We start from the raw sequence: 15,089 nt of genomic DNA, 5'->3' as shown, positions 1-15,089 counted from the left end.
GCACCGCCCGGCGGGCCGTCCGCGACGCGCGAGACGAAGGAGTCCGAACCCGATGACCGACCCCCGCCCCACCCAGCTCCTGGAGGCCGTCCCCGACCGCCTCCACATCGCCGGCCGCTGGCGCCCCGCCGCCGGCGGCGCCACCCTCGCCGTCACCGACCCCGCCACCGGCGACGTCCTCAAGAACGTCGCCGACGCCACGCCCGACGACGGCCTCGCCGCCCTCACCGCCGCCGCCGACGCCGCCGCCCGCTGGGCCCGCACCGCACCGCGCGAACGCGCCGAGATCCTCCGCCGCGCCTTCGACCTCCTCATGGAGCGCAAGGAGGACGTCGCGCTGCTCATGACCCTCGAGATGGGCAAACCCCTCGACCAGTCCCGCGGCGAGGTCGCCTACGGCGGCGAGTTCCTGCGCTGGTTCAGCGAGGAGGCCCCCCGCGTCACCGGCCGCTACGGCATCAGCCCCGAGGGCACCGGCCGCATGATCGTCACCCGGCACCCCGTGGGCCCCTGCTACCTCATCACCCCCTGGAACTTCCCCCTCGCCATGGCCACCCGCAAGATCGCGCCGGCGCTCGCGGCCGGGTGCACCGTGGTGGTCAAGCCCGCGGAGGCCACGCCCCTGACCACGCTGTACCTCGCGCGGATCCTCGCCGAGGCGGGCCTGCCGGCGGGCGTGGTGAACGTGGTGACGACCTCGTCCCCCGGCCCGGTCTCCGAGGCGATCATCGCGGACCCCCGGCTGCGCAAGCTGTCGTTCACCGGTTCCACCCCCGTGGGGCGCACGCTGCTGAAGCAGGCCGCCGGAGGCATCCTGCGCACGTCGATGGAGCTGGGCGGCAACGCGCCGTTCGTCGTGTTCGACGACGCCGACCTGGACCAGGCGGTGGAGGGCGCCCTCGCGGCGAAGTTCCGCAACATCGGGCAGGCGTGCACGGCGGCCAACCGGTTCCTCGTGCACCGTTCGGTCGCGGAGGAGTTCACCGAGCGGGTGACCAAGCGCGTGGCGGAGTTCCGGATGGGCCCGGGGACGCAGGAGGGTGTGACGATCGGGCCGCTCATCGACGACGCGGCCGTCACCAAGTCGGCGACGCTCGTGCGCGACGCCGTGGACCGCGGCGCGCACCTCCGTCTCGGCGGGGAGCCCGTGGCCGGGCCCGGCTCCTACTACCCGGCCACGGTGCTCAGCGACGTGCCGCCCAGCAGCGAGCTGCTCCGTGAGGAGATCTTCGGCCCGGTGCTCGCCGTCGTCCCGTTCGACGACGAGGACGACGCCGTCCGCCTCGCCAACGCCACCGAGTACGGCCTGGTGTCCTACGTCTGGACCCAGGACCTGGCGCGCGGCCAGCGCATGATCGAGCGCCTCGCCACGGGGATGATGGGCCTCAACATGGGCGTGGTCTCCAACGCGGCCGCGCCGTTCGGCGGGTGGAAGGCGTCCGGTCTGGGCCGCGAGGGCGGGGCCGAGGGCATCGCCGAGTACCTGGAGACCAAGTACACGCTGACGCCGGACCCGTTCGCGTAGCGCGGCCGGCGCCCGCCCCGCGACCGCGGGCGGGCACCGGCCGTGTGCGGCGGACGGAGGAGTCAGGCGGCCGGAGCCACCGCGTCGAGCCGTGCCAGGTCGGCCTCGGTGAGCCGGAGGGCTCCGGCGGCGACGTTCTGCTCCAGGTGCGTGAGGTCGCCGGTGCCGGGGATGGCCAGGACGTGCGCGCCACGGTGCAGGGTCCAGGCGAGCCGGATCTGCGTCGGCGCGACCCCGTGGGCCTCCGCGACGGCGGCGACCTCCGTCTCGTCGGCCGGGGCGGTAGCACCGGGCACCGCCCCGGGCACGCCCGCGCCCATGGAGAAGAACGGCACGAACGCGATGCCGTGCTCGCCGGTCAGCGTGACCAGGTCGTCGTCGTCGCGCTCCGTGAGTCCGTAGCGGTTCTGCACCTCGGCGACGGGCGTGATCGCCATCGCCTCGGCGAGCTGTGCCGCGTCGACGTTGGAGACGCCGATGTGCGCCAGGAGTCCGGCGTCGCGCAGCTCGGTCAGGGCGCCGACGTGCTCGGCCACGGACCCGGGCTCCTTGCCCAGGCCGGACCCCCAGCGCAGGTTGACCACGTCCAGGTGGTCGACGCCGAGCTGGCGGATGTTCTCCTCCACCTGATCGCGCAGCTGGTCGGGCCGGGCGTAGGGCGCGAACGCGAGCCCGTCCGCGCCGTCCCGGACGGGGCCCACCTTGGTGGCGATCACGAGGTCGTCCCGGTAGGGGTAGAGGGCGGTGCTGATCAGCTCGTTGGCCGAACGGGTGGGGAGGAAGTAGAACGCCGCGGTGTCGACGTGGTTCACGCCGAGTTCGACCGCCCGGCGCAGGACGGCGATCGCCGTGTCGCGGTCGCGGGGCCTGGCGTCCCAGGGCATGCCGGTCAGGCGCATCGCGCCGAAGCCGATGCGGTTGATCTCGCGGTCCCCGAGGCGCCAGGTGCCCGCGGCAGAGGCGACGGGCGGGGTGGTGGTGTCGTTGATCGTCATGCCACCCAGCGTGGGCGGCGCGGCCGTGGAAGCGCCGGGTCTGGCAGGTTGTTGCCACGTCTGGACGGTTCGCGCGCGAGCCAGGAGGGTGGACCACATGTCGATCACAGCCAGAACGACCGACGCCGGGGTCACCGTGGTGCGCGGTGAGGAGGAGGTCTTCCGTCGCACGGCACACCTGTTCGCGAACGCGACGAGCCTCACCTGCGCGGCGAACACCCTCGCGTCGTGGGGCTGGACGCACGGTCCCGGTGAGGCCCCGGGCGTGGCGGGAACCTCGATCGCTCCCCGGCACCCCGACGCGCGGATCCGCAAGGTGTACCGCTCCGGCATGCTGCTGGACCCGGCGTGGTCGCAGCGCATGGCGGTCGTGCTGCGGCACCCGGGCGTCGAGGTGCGGGTCGCCGACGAGGAGGTGAACGAGACGATCATCATCGACGAGAAGCTCGTGATCCTGGCCGGGGACCTGCGCTCCGGTGAGCGCACCTACAGCCTCATCACCCGGCGCGAGACCGTGCGGGGGGTGAGCTCCCTGTTCGAGGCGGCGTGGCGCTCGGCCACGGACCTGGACGTGTACGACGCCGGCGCCGCGGAGATCCGCAGGCTCGCGCCCCAGGTGCTCGATCTGCTCGGCCGGGGCGTCAAGGACGAGACCGCCGCCCGGGAGCTCGGACTGGGCGTGCGCACCTACCGGCGCCGCGTGGCGGACCTCATGGCGGCGCTCGGCGCGGACTCGCGGTTCCAGGCGGGCGTGCGGGCGAGAGACCTGGGCCTGGTCTGACACCGCCAGGCATCCGGGGGCGACCACATCCGGCGACCACGCCATTTCGCTCGATGGGAGCGCGCCCATCCAGCGAAATGGCGTGGTCGGCGTTGCCGGGAGAGGGCTTGTCAGGCCGCTCGCGACGCCGCGGCCAGGCGGGCCACCGCTTCTCGCAGGCGGTCCGGGGCCGCCGCGGCGTACCCGATGACGAGCCCGGGTGGCCCCGTGCCCTCGCGGTGGGACGACAACGGGTGCACGGTGACGCCCGCCTCCGCGGCGCGGGCGGCCAGCGCGACGTCGTCGACGTCGCCGGGCAGCGTGACGAGCAGGTGCAGGCCCGCCGCCACGCCGTGCACGGCCGCGTGCGGCAGGTGGGTCGCGAGGGCGGCCAGCAGCGCGTCGCGGCGCACGCGGTGGCGCCGCCGCACCTGCCGCAGATGCCGGTCGAACGCACCCGAGGTGATGAAGTGTGCCAGCGCGAGCTGCGGCAGCGCGGGGCTCGCGAGATCGGTCCGGTAGCGGGCGTCGGCCAGCTCCTGGTGCAGTGGCGCGGGCGCCAGCATCCAGCCGAGCCGGATGCCGGGCGCCAGGGACTTGGACACGCTGCCCAGGTGCACCACGTGGTCGGGCGCCAGGGCTCGCAGGGCGGGCACGGGCGGCCGGTCGTAGCGGTGCTCGGCGTCGTAGTCGTCCTCGACGACCAGACGGCCGGGGAGTCCCGCCGGGGTGCCCGGCGACGAGACCCTGGACCACGTGACCAGCGCACGGCGCCGGCCGGGCGCGAGCGCCACACCGGTGGGGAACTGGTGCGCGGGGGTGACCAGCACGGCGTCGAGCCCGGAGGCCTCCAGGGCGGCGACGTCGAGCCCGTCGCCGTCCACCGGGACCGGCACGGGGTCGACGCCCCACCGGCGTACGTGCTCGCGCGCCCCGCGCGAGCCGGGGTCCTCGAAGCCGATCCGGGTGACCCCGTGGCCGCGGAGCACCGTGGCGAGCAGGAGCAGGCCGTGCGACACACCGTTCACGACCAGGATCTCGTCCGGACGGGCGCGCAGCCCGCGGGTGCGGGCGAGCCACCCCGCGAGAGCCTCGCGGAGCGCCGGCAGGCCGCGAGGATCGCCGTAACCGAGGTCCGCGGAGGGGAGGGCGTGCAGCGCCGTCCGCTCCGCGCGGCCCCAGGCGGCGCGCGGAAACGCGGACAGGTCCGGCAGGCCGGGGGAGAGGTCGATCCGCCCGGTGTCCGCCGGGCGTGCCGTGCCCGACGTCGGGGCGTGGGGCGTACGGCGCGCGAGCGGATCCGGGACGTGGGAGGTGCCGGGACGAGCACCCCCTGCGGGTGACGCGGGGGCGGGGAGCCAGTCGGCGCGGACGGTGGTCCCGCCGCCGCGCCGGCCGGACAGCAGGCCCTCGTCGGTGAGCCGCTGGTAGGCGTCCACCACGACGCCTCGCGAGCAGCCGAGCTGTTCGGCCAGCACCCGTGTCGCGGGCAGCCGGTCACCGGCGGTGAGGCGGTGGTCACGGACCGCGCCGCGGAGCGCGTCCGTGAGCCACGCGGTGAGGCCGCCGGGCGGAGCGTGCGCGGGATCGAGCTGCAGGAAGTCGGCGCCCGGCATCTTGGTCCTCTCGGTTCGGTATCTCTTGGCACTGTTCGGAAGACCAAGATGCCACGGAAGCTGTCCGGTATGACGGAGACGATCAGGGAACCAGGGGCCGGGACGATGCCCACGGCAGCGGTGACGACCGGGGTGGGCGCGGCTGGGACGGGCACGACCGCGCCCGTGGGCGGCAGAGCGGCGGCAGGCCGGACGAGGTCCGGTGGACAGGCTGTCGCGCGCGGCGGACCGCTGGCCGCCGTGGTCGCGATGTCGCTGGTGGGCAGCCTGGTCGCGGTGTCGGGAACCCTTGAGGACGCGCCGTTCCTCACCGTTCAGGCGCTGCGGTACGTGCTGGCCGCCGTGGCCCTCGCGCTGGTGCTCCGGGGTGCGGGGCGGGCCGTGCGGCGCCCGCGGGGGCGAGAGTGGGCGTGGCTGACGGGCGTCGCGCTGAGCGGCCTGGTGCTGTTCAACGTCGCGGTGGTGCGCGGCGTCGAGCACGCGGAGCCGGCCGTGATCGGCGTGGCCGTCGCCGCCGTGCCGGTACTGCTGGCGCTCGTCGGCCCCCTGATGGCCCGGACGCGGCCGTCGCCGGCGGTGGTGGCGGGCGCGGTGGTGGTGACCGCCGGAGCCGTCCTGGTCACCGGGGGCGGACGCACCGACGCCGCCGGAGTCGCCTATGCCCTGCTGACGCTCGCGTGCGAGGCCGGGTTCACGCTCCTGGCCGTGCCCGTGCTGCGCCGCCTCGGGCCGTCCGGGGTGTCCCTGCACACGATCTGGATCGCGGCCGTGGGCTTCGTCGTGCTCGGTGTCGCGACCGAGGGGCCGGCCGCGGTGCTCACGCTGGGACCGGATGACCTGCTCGCGACGGCGTACCTCGGGGTGCTCGTCACGGTGGCCGGGTTCCTGCTCTGGTACACGGCCGTGGGCCGCCTGGGCCCGGGCCGCGCCGGACTGTTCGCCGGCGTCGTGCCCGTCGCCTCGGCCGTGGGAGGCGTGCTCCTCGGGGAGCCCGTCCCGGGCCCGGCCGTGTGGCTCGGGATCGCGGTCGTGGCCGGGGGCGTCGCCGTCGGCATGCGCTCACGCGGCTCGTGACCGGCCGTATGCCGGCTACCCGTCGGACCGCAGGATGCCCCGCACCCGCTCCAGGCGCTCGGAGACCTGGCGCTCGAACCCGCGGTCGCTGGGGGAGTAGTACTCCGTGCCCGCGAGCGAGTCGGGGAGGTATCGCTGCGGCGCCACGGCGTGGGGCCAGTCGTGGGCGTAGCGGTAGTCGTCGCCGTGCCCGAGCCCTTCGGCCCCGGCGTAGTGGGCGTCGCGCAGGTGCGCCGGGACCGTCCCGGCCTTGCCGGCCCGTACGTCGGCCAGCGCCGCGTCCCCCGCGAGGTAGGCCGCGTTCGACTTCGGCGCGGTCGCCAGGTGCACCACGGCCTCCGCCAGCACGATGCGCCCCTCCGGCATGCCGATCATCTGCACGGCCTGCGCGGCGGCGACCGCCGTCTGGAGGGCGGACGGATCGGCGACGCCGACGTCCTCCGCGGCGGAGATGATCAGCCGCCGGGCGATGAAGCGCGGATCCTCCCCGGCCGCGACCATCCGCGCGAGGTAGTGCAGGGCGGCGTCGACGTCGGACCCGCGGATCGACTTGATGAACGCGCTGATGACGTCGTAGTGCTGGTCCCCGGCGCGGTCGTAGCGCACGGCGGCGACGTCGACGGCGCGCTCGACGTCCGCCAGGGTGATCTCCGGCGGGGTGCCCGGGTCCGCGCGGTCGTCGTCGGACAGCACCGCCCCGGCCGCGGCCTCCAGGATGGTGAGGGCCTTGCGGGCGTCGCCGCCGGCCAGCCGGACGAGATGGTCGGCGGCCTCCCCGGCGAGGGTGACGGTGCCGTCGAGGCCGCGCGGGTCGGAGACGGCGCGCACCACCAGGTCACGCACGTGCTCGGAGGTGAGCGGCTGCAGGGTGAGCAGCAGCGAGCGCGACAGCAGCGGCGAGTTCACGGAGAACGACGGGTTCTCGGTGGTGGCCGCCACCAGCGTGACCCAGCGGTTCTCCACGGACGGCAGCAGCGCGTCCTGCTGGGTCTTGGAGAAGCGGTGCACCTCGTCGACGAACAGCACCGTCTCGGACCCGCCCGTCGCCAGCCGGCGGCGCGCGTCCTCCACGACCTGGCGCACGTCCTTCACCCCGGCCGTCACGGCCGACAGCTCCACGAACCGGCGGCCGGACACCGTGGCGACGAGGTAGGCGAGCGTGGTCTTCCCGGTGCCGGGCGGCCCCCACAGGATGACCGACGACGGCGCCGAGCGTGCGGAACTCCCCTCCTGCGCCGGTTCGATGAGCCGCCGCAGGGGCGATCCGGGCTCGAGCAGGTGGCCCTGGCCGGCGATCTCCGCGATCGAGGCCGGGCGCATGCGCACGGCGAGCGGGGCGGCGTCGCTCACCTCGGGGGTGCCTCGCTCGGAGGTGGTCACCGCGGAGAACAGGTCCATGCCGCAACCCTATGCGGGGAGTCCGACACCGCCGGCCCGCCGGACACCGGCCGGCGTACGGGGCGAACGCCGGGTCCGGCGGCCCGCCGCGCACGGCCGGGCGAACGCGCGTGGGATAGGATGTTGCGGTTGCCTCGCGGGCCCCGGCCCCGACGGCGACTCCCTGGGACCTCGGCCCCGTGACGCGCGTGCGGTTCGTCCGTGCGGCACGTCCGTCGGCTGGTCCCGCACCCGGCAGGTGACGTCCCCGGACGCGCCGGCCCCGGGTGTGACCTATCAACCACGAAGGACAGGAATCTCTGTGACCTCAGTCACCCGTTCGCGGCGTCAGGTTCGCCTGAGCCGCAAGCTCGGCCTCCCGCTCACGCCGAAGGCCGTCAAGCACTTCGAGAAGCGCCCGTACCCGCCCGGTGAGCACGGGCGCGCCCGTCGTCGCACCGAGTCGGACTACGCGGTGCGTCTGCGCGAGAAGCAGCGCCTGCGGGCGCAGTACGCCCTGCGGGAGAAGCAGCTCCTCAAGGTGTACGAGAACTCCCGCAAGCAGCCCGGCCTGACCGGTGAGGTCATGGTCGAGGACCTCGAGACCCGTCTCGACTCCCTCGTGCTGCGCGCCGGCTTCGGCCGCACCATCCTGCAGGCCCGCCAGATCGTGACCCACCGTCACATCCTGGTGGACGGCAAGATCGTGGACCGTCCCTCCTTCCGCGTGAAGGAGGGCCAGACCATCCAGGTGAAGCCGAAGAGCCAGGCCACCACGCCGTTCCAGGTCGCCGCCGCCGGCGCGCACCGTGACGTGCTGCCCAACCTGCCCGGTTACCTCGACGTGCAGCTGGAGAAGCTGTCCGCGACGCTGACCCGCCGGCCGAAGCGCTCGGAGGTCCCCGTGACCTGCGACGTGCAGATGGTCGTCGAGTACTACGCCCGCTGACCTTCGTTCAGCCCGACACACCCCGTCCGAGCCTCGTGCCCGGGCGGGGTGTCGTCGTCCCGCGTTAGGGTTGCGGCCATGACTTTCTCCCTCGGTGACGTGGCGGGACTGCTCGCGGCGATCGCGTTCCTGCTGCTCGTGGGCTTCCTCGCTTATCCGCTGATCAAGCTCGGCCGGGTGCTGGAAGAGGCCCGTGCCGGCCTGCGCGAGGTGACCGAGCACTCCGTACCCATCCTGGACGAGACCGCCACGGCCGTGGCCAGCGCCAACACACAGCTGGAGAAGGTGGACGTCGTCACCACCGGCGCGGCGTCCGTCAGCGAGAACGTGAGCGCCCTGACCGGCCTGTACGCCGCCACGCTCGGCGGCCCGCTGGTCAAGGTGGCCGCGTTCTCGTACGGGGTGCGGCAGGCGTTCGCCAAGGCCACGGGACGGTACGACGGCGAGCGCGGCGCGGACGGCGCGTCAGGTTCCGGGAAGCACGCCGCGGCGCCCGAGGGCGGCGTCCGGTGAAGGCCCGGTTGTTCTGGATCGGGGTCGGCGTGGTGGCGACCGTCGTGGTGGTGCGGCGCGGGCAGCGGCTCGCGGCGCGGTACACCCCGGCCACCATGGCGGCCGCGGCCGGTGCCAGGGCCGTCGACGCGGCCGACGCCGCCGGGGTGCGGCTCATGCACGGCGCGCGCGGGTTCGCGGGGGACTTCCGCGCGGCTCGTGCCGCACGGGAGGCCGAGCTGATGGCCTCCCTCCTCTCGGACGGCGCGGGCGGTACCCACGACCTGGACGACCTGCGCCGGCGCACCGGCCGCTGAGCGTTCCCCGGCGGCCGAGCGCCTCCGGGAGACCTGTCCGCCGGCCGGCCGACCGCACGGATCCCGGGATTTTCGCGCGAGCCGGCGACGTTGTCCACAGCGCACCACATTCAGTTTCGTCTTTCGCCCCCCGGCGCGGGAGACTATGACCACACAGACCGAATCCCGGCGCGCGGGCGCGCGCCGGCCCACGAGACAAGGACCGCAACAGATGCGCACCGCCGAGATCCGCAAGCGTTGGCTCGACTTCTTCGAGGCAAGGGCTCACGCGGTGGTGCCGTCTGCGTCGCTGGTCAGCCCGGACCCGTCCACCCTGTTCACGATCGCGGGCATGGTGCCGTTCATCCCGTACATGACGGGACAGCAGACGCCGCCGTGGAAGCGAGCCACGAGCGTGCAGAAGTGCGTGCGCACCCTCGACATCGACGAGGTCGGCAAGACCACCCGCCACGGCACGTTCTTCCAGATGAACGGCAACTTCTCCTTCGGGGACTACTTCAAGGAGGACGCGATCCGGTACGCCTGGGAGTTCCTCACGGGCTCCCGCGAGGACGGCAACCTCGGCATCGACCCGGACCGCCTGTGGGCCACCGTCTACGAGGAGGACGACGAGGCGCGCGAGCTCTGGACGAAGGTCACGGGCCTCCCGGACGAGCGCATCCAGTCGCGCGGCAAGAAGGACAACTACTGGCACACCGGCCAGCCGGGCCCGGGCGGTCCCTGCTCGGAGATCTTCTACGACCGCGGTCCCGAGTACGGCGCCGAGGGCGGCCCCGAGGCCGACGAGGACCGGTACATCGAGATCTGGAACCTCGTCTTCATGCAGTACGCCCTGGACGACGTGAAGGCGAAGGACGACTTCCGCGTCGTCGGCGACCTCAAGGCGAAGAACATCGACACGGGCATGGGCCTCGAGCGGGTCGCGTTCCTGCTCCAGGGCGTGGACAACCTCTACGAGATCGACGAGGTACGCCCCGTCATCGACGCCGCCGAGAAGCTCTCGGGCAAGAAGTACGGCGCGAACCCCGAGGACGACGTCCGCATGCGCGTCGTGGCCGATCACGTCCGCAGCGCCCTGATGATCATCGGCGACGGCGTCCGCCCCTCCAACGAGGGTCGCGGCTACGTGCTGCGCCGCCTCCTGCGCCGCTCGGTGCGCGCGATGCGTCTGCTCGGCGTGGACGGCGTCGCCCTGCCGTCCCTGCTGCCCGTCTCCAAGGACGCCATGAAGGCTTCCTATCCCGAGCTCGAGACGAACTTCGAGGAGATCTCCCGGGTCGCCTACGCCGAGGAGGAGGCGTTCCGGCGCACCCTGGCGGCCGGCACCACGATCCTCGACACGGCCGTGTCGAAGCTGAAGTCGTCGGCCCCGGCCGGCGCGGGCTCCCTGGTGCTCGGTGGCGACGCCGCCTTCCAGCTGCACGACACCTACGGCTTCCCGATCGACCTCACCCTGGAGATGGCCGCCGAGCAGGGCGTGCGCGTCGACGAGAAGGCGTTCCGCACGCTCATGCAGGAGCAGCGCGACCGCGCCCGTGCCGACGCGATGGCCAAGCGCCACGGCAACGTCGACGTCGCCGCCTACGAGTCGGTCGCCAAGGAGCTGGCGCGCCCGGTCGAGTTCCTCGGCTACACCGAGCACGACGCCACGGTGCAGGTCGTCGGCCTGCTGTCCGACGGCGTCCCGACGCCCGCCGCCACCGCCCCCGCCGACGTGGAGGTGATCCTGGACCGCACACCGTTCTACGCGGAGGCCGGCGGCCAGCTCGCCGACCAGGGCACGATCGTGCTCGACGGCGGCGCCACGATCGAGGTCGACGACGTGCAGCGACCCGTCAAGGGGCTGAACGTGCACCGCGGACGCCTGATCGAGGGCACGGTCGCGCTCGGCGACCCGGGAACCGCCACGATCGACCGGGCCCGGCGCACCGCGATCAGCAAGGCCCACTCGGCCACGCACATGATCCACAAGGCCCTGCACGAGCTGGTCGGGCCGGACCGTACGCAGGCCGGCTCGGAGAACGCGCCCAGCCGCATCCGGTTCGACTTCCGCTCGCCGCAGGCCGTGCCCGCCACCGCCCTCGGCGAGATCGAGGAGCGCGTCAACACGCTGCTCACCGAGAACCTCGAGGTCACCGACCAGCAGATGCCCCTGGCCGCGGCCAAGGAGCTGGGCGCCATGGCCCTGTTCGGCGAGAAGTACGGCGACGTCGTGCGCGTCGTGTCCATCGGCGACGACTGGTCCCGCGAGCTGTGCGGAGGCACGCACGTGAAGCTGACCGGCGAGCTCGGGCGCGTGACCCTGCTGGGCGAGTCGTCCATCGGCTCCGGTGTGCGGCGCGTCGACGCCCTCGTGGGCGACGGCGCCTACGGGTTCCACGCCACGGAGCACGCCCTGGTGGGCCAGCTCACCGGGATGCTGAACGTGCGCCACGACCAGCTCGCCGATCGCGTCGGTTCGCTCCTGACCCGGCTGAAGGACGCCGAGAAGGAGCTCGCCGGCCTGCGCCAGGCGCAGTTGCTCGCCGTCGCCGGGAAGCTGGCCGCCGAGGCGCCACGGGTGGGTGACGTCCGCGTCGTCACGCACGACGCCGGCGAGGCCGGTGCCGACGGCCTGCGCGCCCTCGTGCTCGACGTGCGGTCCCGCCTCGGGGAGGCCGAGCCCGTCGTCGTCGCCGCGGGCGGCACGTCCGAGGGACGGCCCGTCGTCGTCGTCGCCACGAACGAGGCCGCACGTGCGGCCGGGCACAAGGCCGGCGACCTGGTACGCACCGCCGCGCGCACGCTCGGCGGCGGGGGCGGCGGCAAGCCCGACCTCGCCCAGGGCGGCGGCCAGGACCCGACACGGCTCGGCGAGGCGCTCGCGGGCGTCGCGGAGGGCGTGCGGCTGGCCGCGGTCGGCGCGTGATGGCGTCGCAGGAGCCGGCGGACGCCCCCGGGCGGGCGCCCCTGCCCCGGGGCGCCCGTCTCGCCGTCGACGTGGGCACGGCGCGCGTCGGTCTCGCGGCGAGTGATCCCGACGGCCTCGTGGCCACGCCGGTCGAGACCGTGCCGCGCAGTCCCGAGCCGGCCGCTCTGCGCCGCATCGCCCAGGAGGCGGCCGAGCGGTCCGCGGCCGTCGTCTACGTGGGCCTGCCGAGGCATCTGAACGGCCGGGAGGGCGCGTCGAGCGCGGACGCACGGAGGTTCGCCGACGGGCTCGCGCGCGCCCTGGCCGCCGCCGGGCAGCCCGGTACGGAGCTGCGGTTCGTCGACGAGCGGATGACCACGGTCACCGCCACGCAGGCGTTGCACGCGGCGGGACGAAACACCCGGAGGCATCGGTCTGTCATCGATCAGGCCGCTGCCGTTATCATTTTGCAATCCGCACTCGACGCCGAGCGGGCGACAGGGACTCGTGCCGGCATCGGCGTCGAGGTGTAGACCGTGCACGACACGCACGCCCGGACCCCCAGCACGTTTTCCCCGGAAGTGAAGGATCGACGAGGTGACGGACCTGTTCACGGCGCCCCCTGATGCCCAGGTGGGTGTGCCGGCCAACACCGTGCGTCCCAGGACCCGGAACCAGCGCGACCATCGTTCCCGGCGCTTGCGGCGCAGGCGCCGTCAGGGCCGGTCGTTCGTCGTGCTCCTCGTGAGCCTCGGCCTGGTGGCCGGGGCGGGTTACCTGGTGTGGGAGCAGAAGGACGTGTTGCTCTCCTTCGAGAACCCGATCGAGGCCAAGGACTACCCGGGCCCCGGTACCGACGACGTGACGGTCGAGATCCCCGAGGGCGCCACCGGCTTCGACATGGCCGAGGTGCTGTACGACGCCGACATCGTGGCCAGCAAGGACGCCTTCGTCAAGGCGTTCGGCGAGAATCCGGACGCCGGTGGCATCCGGCCCGGCGCGCGGGACATGCTGACGGAGATGAAGGCCTCGGACGCGGTCGCGCTGCTGGCCAAGAACGAGATGGCGCACCTGGCGGTGACGATCCCGGAGGGCTTCACGGTCGCGCAGACGGTCGAACGCCTCGCGTCCGTGTCCGGCATCCCCGCCGCGGACTTCACGAAGGCGCTGGAGCGGCCCCGTTCGTTCGGCCTGCCGGAACAGGCGGGCGGCAACGCCGAGGGCTGGCTCTACCCGCAGACCTACCCGGTGGATCCCGAGGAGGAGACCGCGGCCGACGTGCTGGCGCGCATGGTGCGCAACACCGTCGAGCAGCTCGACGACCGGGGCGTGCCCCCGAAGGAACGCCAGGACGTGCTGATCAAGGCGTCTCTCGTGGAGCGTGAGGGGATGATCGCCGAGGACCGGCCGAAGATCGCCCGCGCGATCGAGAACCGGCTCGAGGACGACATGAAGCTCCAGATCGACGCGTCACTCGCGTACGGGCTGGACAAGCCCGGCATCGAGCTGACGACCGCGGACAAGGCTGCCGACACGCCGTTCAACCTGGAGCGACACGTCGGCCTGCCACCGGGACCCATCGCGAACCCGAGCGCGCAGTCGATCGACGCGGTCCTGTCCCCGGCCGACGGCGCCTGGAAGTTCTGGGTCACGGTGAACCTCGACACGGGCGAGACGAAGTTCTCCGAGACCTACGCCCAGCATCAGCAGTACGTGGCTGAGCTGCGGGAATGGCAGGCGAAGCAGGGCTGAGGCCGCGAGCCGGGCGTACCGGTGCGCCCGGGGACGCCGACCTGATATAACCATCTCGCCGCGGCACGGGGATCCGTGCCGCGGCGAGGCATACGAGCACGAGAGACGGGTGAACCGCGCGCCGATGGCCGACGTGTCGAACCAAGGACCGCCACGCCACTGGGCAGGGACAGGCAGTCGCCGCCGAGACTCCCGCGGCGGGCGCCGCGCGACCCGGAGCGGCCGGCGCCGCGGATCGGCCCCCCGCGCCGGGCGCGTGACCGGGCTCGTCGTCGTGGCGCTCCTGGTGGTCGTCGGCGGGCTCGGCGCGTGGGCGTGGAAGAACGACGGCTACCTCTTCGGCGTCGCGACGCCGCTCGCCGCCGAGGACTACGAGGGCACGGGCGGTGAGGAGATCCAGGTCGACATCCCCGAGGGCGCGAACGGCGGGGTGATCGGCGAGGTGCTCGTGGAGAACGACGTCGTCGCCTCCTACGGCGCGTTCAAGCGGGCGTTCGACGAGAATCCCGCCGCCCCCGGCATCCAGCCCGGCACCCACACCGTGCTGACGCGGATGGCGGCCGCGGACGCGGTGGCGATGCTCGCGGAGAACGACCTCGACCGCGGCGGCCTGACCGTCCCCGAGGGCCTGACCGCGGCCCAGGTCCGCGAGCGCATGGTCGCGGCGGGCTGGCCGGAGAAGAAGACGAACCAGGTGTTCGAGAACATCGGCCGGTATCTGCCGGAGCAGGCGGGCGGCAACGCCGAGGGCTGGCTGTTCCCGCAGACGTACGACGTCGACCCGCAAGAGACCCCGCCGGCGGACGTCGTGACGATGATGGTGCAGATGACGGTCTCGCAGCTGGAGGACGCGGGGGCGCCGCAGGAGCGCTGGGAGGACGTCCTGACCCGCGCCTCGCTCATCGAGCGGGAGGCGGCCCGGCCCGAGGACCGGCCCCGGATGTCGGGTGTCATCCAGCGCCGGCTCGACCAGGGCTGGACGCTGGGCATCGACGCCGCGGTCCTGTACGGGACGGGGCGCACCAGCGGGGCCCTGACCCGCGCCGAGCTGGACGACGCGTCCAACGAGTACAACCTGCGCATCCACAAGGGCCTGCCGCCCACGCCGATCTCCAACCCGGGCAGGGCGTCCATCGACGCCGCGCTGCAGCCGGCCGACGGGACGGAGATGTACTGGGTGACGGTGAACCACGAGACCGGCGAGACGAAGTTCGCCACCAGCAACGAGGAGTTCGAGGCGCTGGTCGCCGAGCTGCGGCAGTGGGAGGCGGACCACCCGGACTGGCACGAGTGAGGGCCGGGCCGGAGGCCGGTGGGGCGCGGGCCGGCAGCCGGATCGGGG

Annotated in this window: 13 protein-coding genes; 10 read left to right on the top strand and 3 right to left on the bottom strand. The window is 73.7% G+C overall.

Features of this window, described 5'->3' with window-relative positions:
• Positions 1–52 precede the first annotated feature (52 nt).
• Entirely contained in the window at positions 53–1,525 is a 1,473-nt protein-coding gene (locus tag EDD34_RS11435; protein WP_123814683.1) for an NAD-dependent succinate-semialdehyde dehydrogenase, read from the top strand.
• Positions 1,526–1,587: 62 nt separating this feature from the next.
• Here EDD34_RS11435 and EDD34_RS11430 read toward each other — a convergent pair whose 3' ends face one another.
• The gene (locus EDD34_RS11430) at positions 1,588–2,520 is read right to left on the bottom strand and encodes an oxidoreductase (RefSeq protein WP_123814682.1); all 933 of its coding nucleotides are present in this window, start codon (positions 2,518–2,520) and stop codon (positions 1,588–1,590) included.
• 97 nt (positions 2,521–2,617) lie between these two features.
• Between EDD34_RS11430 and EDD34_RS11425 the strand changes: the two genes are divergently transcribed.
• Complete coding sequence (locus EDD34_RS11425) at positions 2,618–3,301, top strand: helix-turn-helix domain-containing protein (protein WP_123814681.1); 684 nt, start codon at positions 2,618–2,620, stop codon at positions 3,299–3,301.
• Between the two features lie 110 nt (positions 3,302–3,411).
• Here the strand turns inward: EDD34_RS11425 and pdxR are convergent, their stop codons facing one another.
• Complete coding sequence (gene pdxR / locus EDD34_RS11420) at positions 3,412–4,896, bottom strand: MocR-like pyridoxine biosynthesis transcription factor PdxR (protein ID WP_123814680.1); 1,485 nt, start codon at positions 4,894–4,896, stop codon at positions 3,412–3,414.
• Between the two features lie 69 nt (positions 4,897–4,965).
• On the opposite strand from pdxR, the gene EDD34_RS11415 reads away from it, so the two are divergent.
• A complete protein-coding gene (locus tag EDD34_RS11415; protein ID WP_246012334.1) occupies positions 4,966–5,970 on the top strand; it encodes a DMT family transporter in 1,005 nt (334 codons plus the stop codon).
• A 15-nt stretch (positions 5,971–5,985) separates the two neighbouring features.
• On the opposite strand, the gene EDD34_RS11410 is transcribed toward EDD34_RS11415, so the two are convergent.
• Positions 5,986–7,368 (bottom strand): replication-associated recombination protein A, encoded by a 1,383-nt coding sequence (locus EDD34_RS11410; RefSeq protein ID WP_123814679.1) that lies wholly within the window; start codon positions 7,366–7,368, stop codon positions 5,986–5,988.
• Positions 7,369–7,669: 301 nt separating this feature from the next.
• Here EDD34_RS11410 and rpsD point away from each other — a divergent pair, with 301 nt between their 5' ends.
• The 7 genes from rpsD (at position 7,670) to mltG (EDD34_RS11375) (ending at position 15,041) form a co-directional block, all read left to right on the top strand.
• Positions 7,670–8,296 carry a 30S ribosomal protein S4 gene (rpsD, locus tag EDD34_RS11405; RefSeq protein WP_123814678.1) on the top strand — a complete coding sequence of 209 codons (627 nt, stop codon included), beginning with the start codon at positions 7,670–7,672 and terminating at the stop codon, positions 8,294–8,296.
• A gap of 78 nt (positions 8,297–8,374) precedes the next feature.
• Positions 8,375–8,809: a DUF948 domain-containing protein gene (locus EDD34_RS11400; RefSeq protein WP_123814677.1), complete on the top strand. Its 435-nt coding sequence runs from the start codon at positions 8,375–8,377 to the stop codon at positions 8,807–8,809.
• The gene (locus tag EDD34_RS11395) at positions 8,806–9,105 is read left to right on the top strand and encodes a hypothetical protein (RefSeq protein ID WP_123814676.1); all 300 of its coding nucleotides are present in this window, start codon (positions 8,806–8,808) and stop codon (positions 9,103–9,105) included. The genes EDD34_RS11400 and EDD34_RS11395 overlap by 4 nt, the downstream gene beginning before the upstream one ends.
• Before the next feature lie 211 nt (positions 9,106–9,316).
• On the top strand, positions 9,317–12,013 hold the full coding sequence (alaS, locus tag EDD34_RS11390; protein ID WP_123814675.1) for an alanine--tRNA ligase: 2,697 nt from the start codon (positions 9,317–9,319) through the stop codon (positions 12,011–12,013).
• A complete protein-coding gene (gene ruvX, locus EDD34_RS11385) occupies positions 12,013–12,528 on the top strand; it encodes a Holliday junction resolvase RuvX (protein WP_123814674.1) in 516 nt (171 codons plus the stop codon). Before alaS ends, ruvX begins: the two co-directional genes overlap by 1 nt.
• A 64-nt stretch (positions 12,529–12,592) precedes the next feature.
• Positions 12,593–13,747 carry an endolytic transglycosylase MltG gene (mltG, locus tag EDD34_RS11380; RefSeq protein ID WP_123814673.1) on the top strand — a complete coding sequence of 385 codons (1,155 nt, stop codon included), beginning with the start codon at positions 12,593–12,595 and terminating at the stop codon, positions 13,745–13,747.
• A 256-nt stretch (positions 13,748–14,003) separates the two neighbouring features.
• Positions 14,004–15,041, top strand: coding sequence for an endolytic transglycosylase MltG (gene mltG / locus EDD34_RS11375; protein ID WP_170177053.1), 1,038 nt, complete (start codon positions 14,004–14,006; stop codon positions 15,039–15,041).
• Positions 15,042–15,089 lie beyond the last annotated feature (48 nt).

Origin of the sequence: Myceligenerans xiligouense (assembly GCF_003814695.1) — a bacterium.
Classification (GTDB): Bacteria; Actinomycetota; Actinomycetes; order Actinomycetales; family Cellulomonadaceae; genus Myceligenerans; species Myceligenerans xiligouense.
This window is presented reverse-complemented; position numbering and strand designations above follow the sequence as displayed.

Excerpts from the sequence above, each read along its gene's own strand:
- EDD34_RS11435 (WP_123814683.1), top strand. The coding sequence starts at position 53 with ATGACCGACCCCCGCCCCACCCAGCTCCTGGAGGCCGTCCCCGACCGC.
- EDD34_RS11430 (WP_123814682.1), bottom strand. The coding sequence starts at position 2,520 with ATGACGATCAACGACACCACCACCCCGCCCGTCGCCTCTGCCGCGGGC.
- alaS (WP_123814675.1), top strand. The coding sequence starts at position 9,317 with ATGCGCACCGCCGAGATCCGCAAGCGTTGGCTCGACTTCTTCGAGGCA.
- EDD34_RS11415 (WP_246012334.1), top strand. The coding sequence starts at position 4,966 with ATGACGGAGACGATCAGGGAACCAGGGGCCGGGACGATGCCCACGGCA.
- ruvX (WP_123814674.1), top strand. The coding sequence starts at position 12,013 with ATGGCGTCGCAGGAGCCGGCGGACGCCCCCGGGCGGGCGCCCCTGCCC.
- EDD34_RS11425 (WP_123814681.1), top strand. The coding sequence starts at position 2,618 with ATGTCGATCACAGCCAGAACGACCGACGCCGGGGTCACCGTGGTGCGC.
- pdxR (WP_123814680.1), bottom strand. The coding sequence starts at position 4,896 with ATGCCGGGCGCCGACTTCCTGCAGCTCGATCCCGCGCACGCTCCGCCC.
- EDD34_RS11410 (WP_123814679.1), bottom strand. The coding sequence starts at position 7,368 with ATGGACCTGTTCTCCGCGGTGACCACCTCCGAGCGAGGCACCCCCGAG.
- EDD34_RS11400 (WP_123814677.1), top strand. The coding sequence starts at position 8,375 with ATGACTTTCTCCCTCGGTGACGTGGCGGGACTGCTCGCGGCGATCGCG.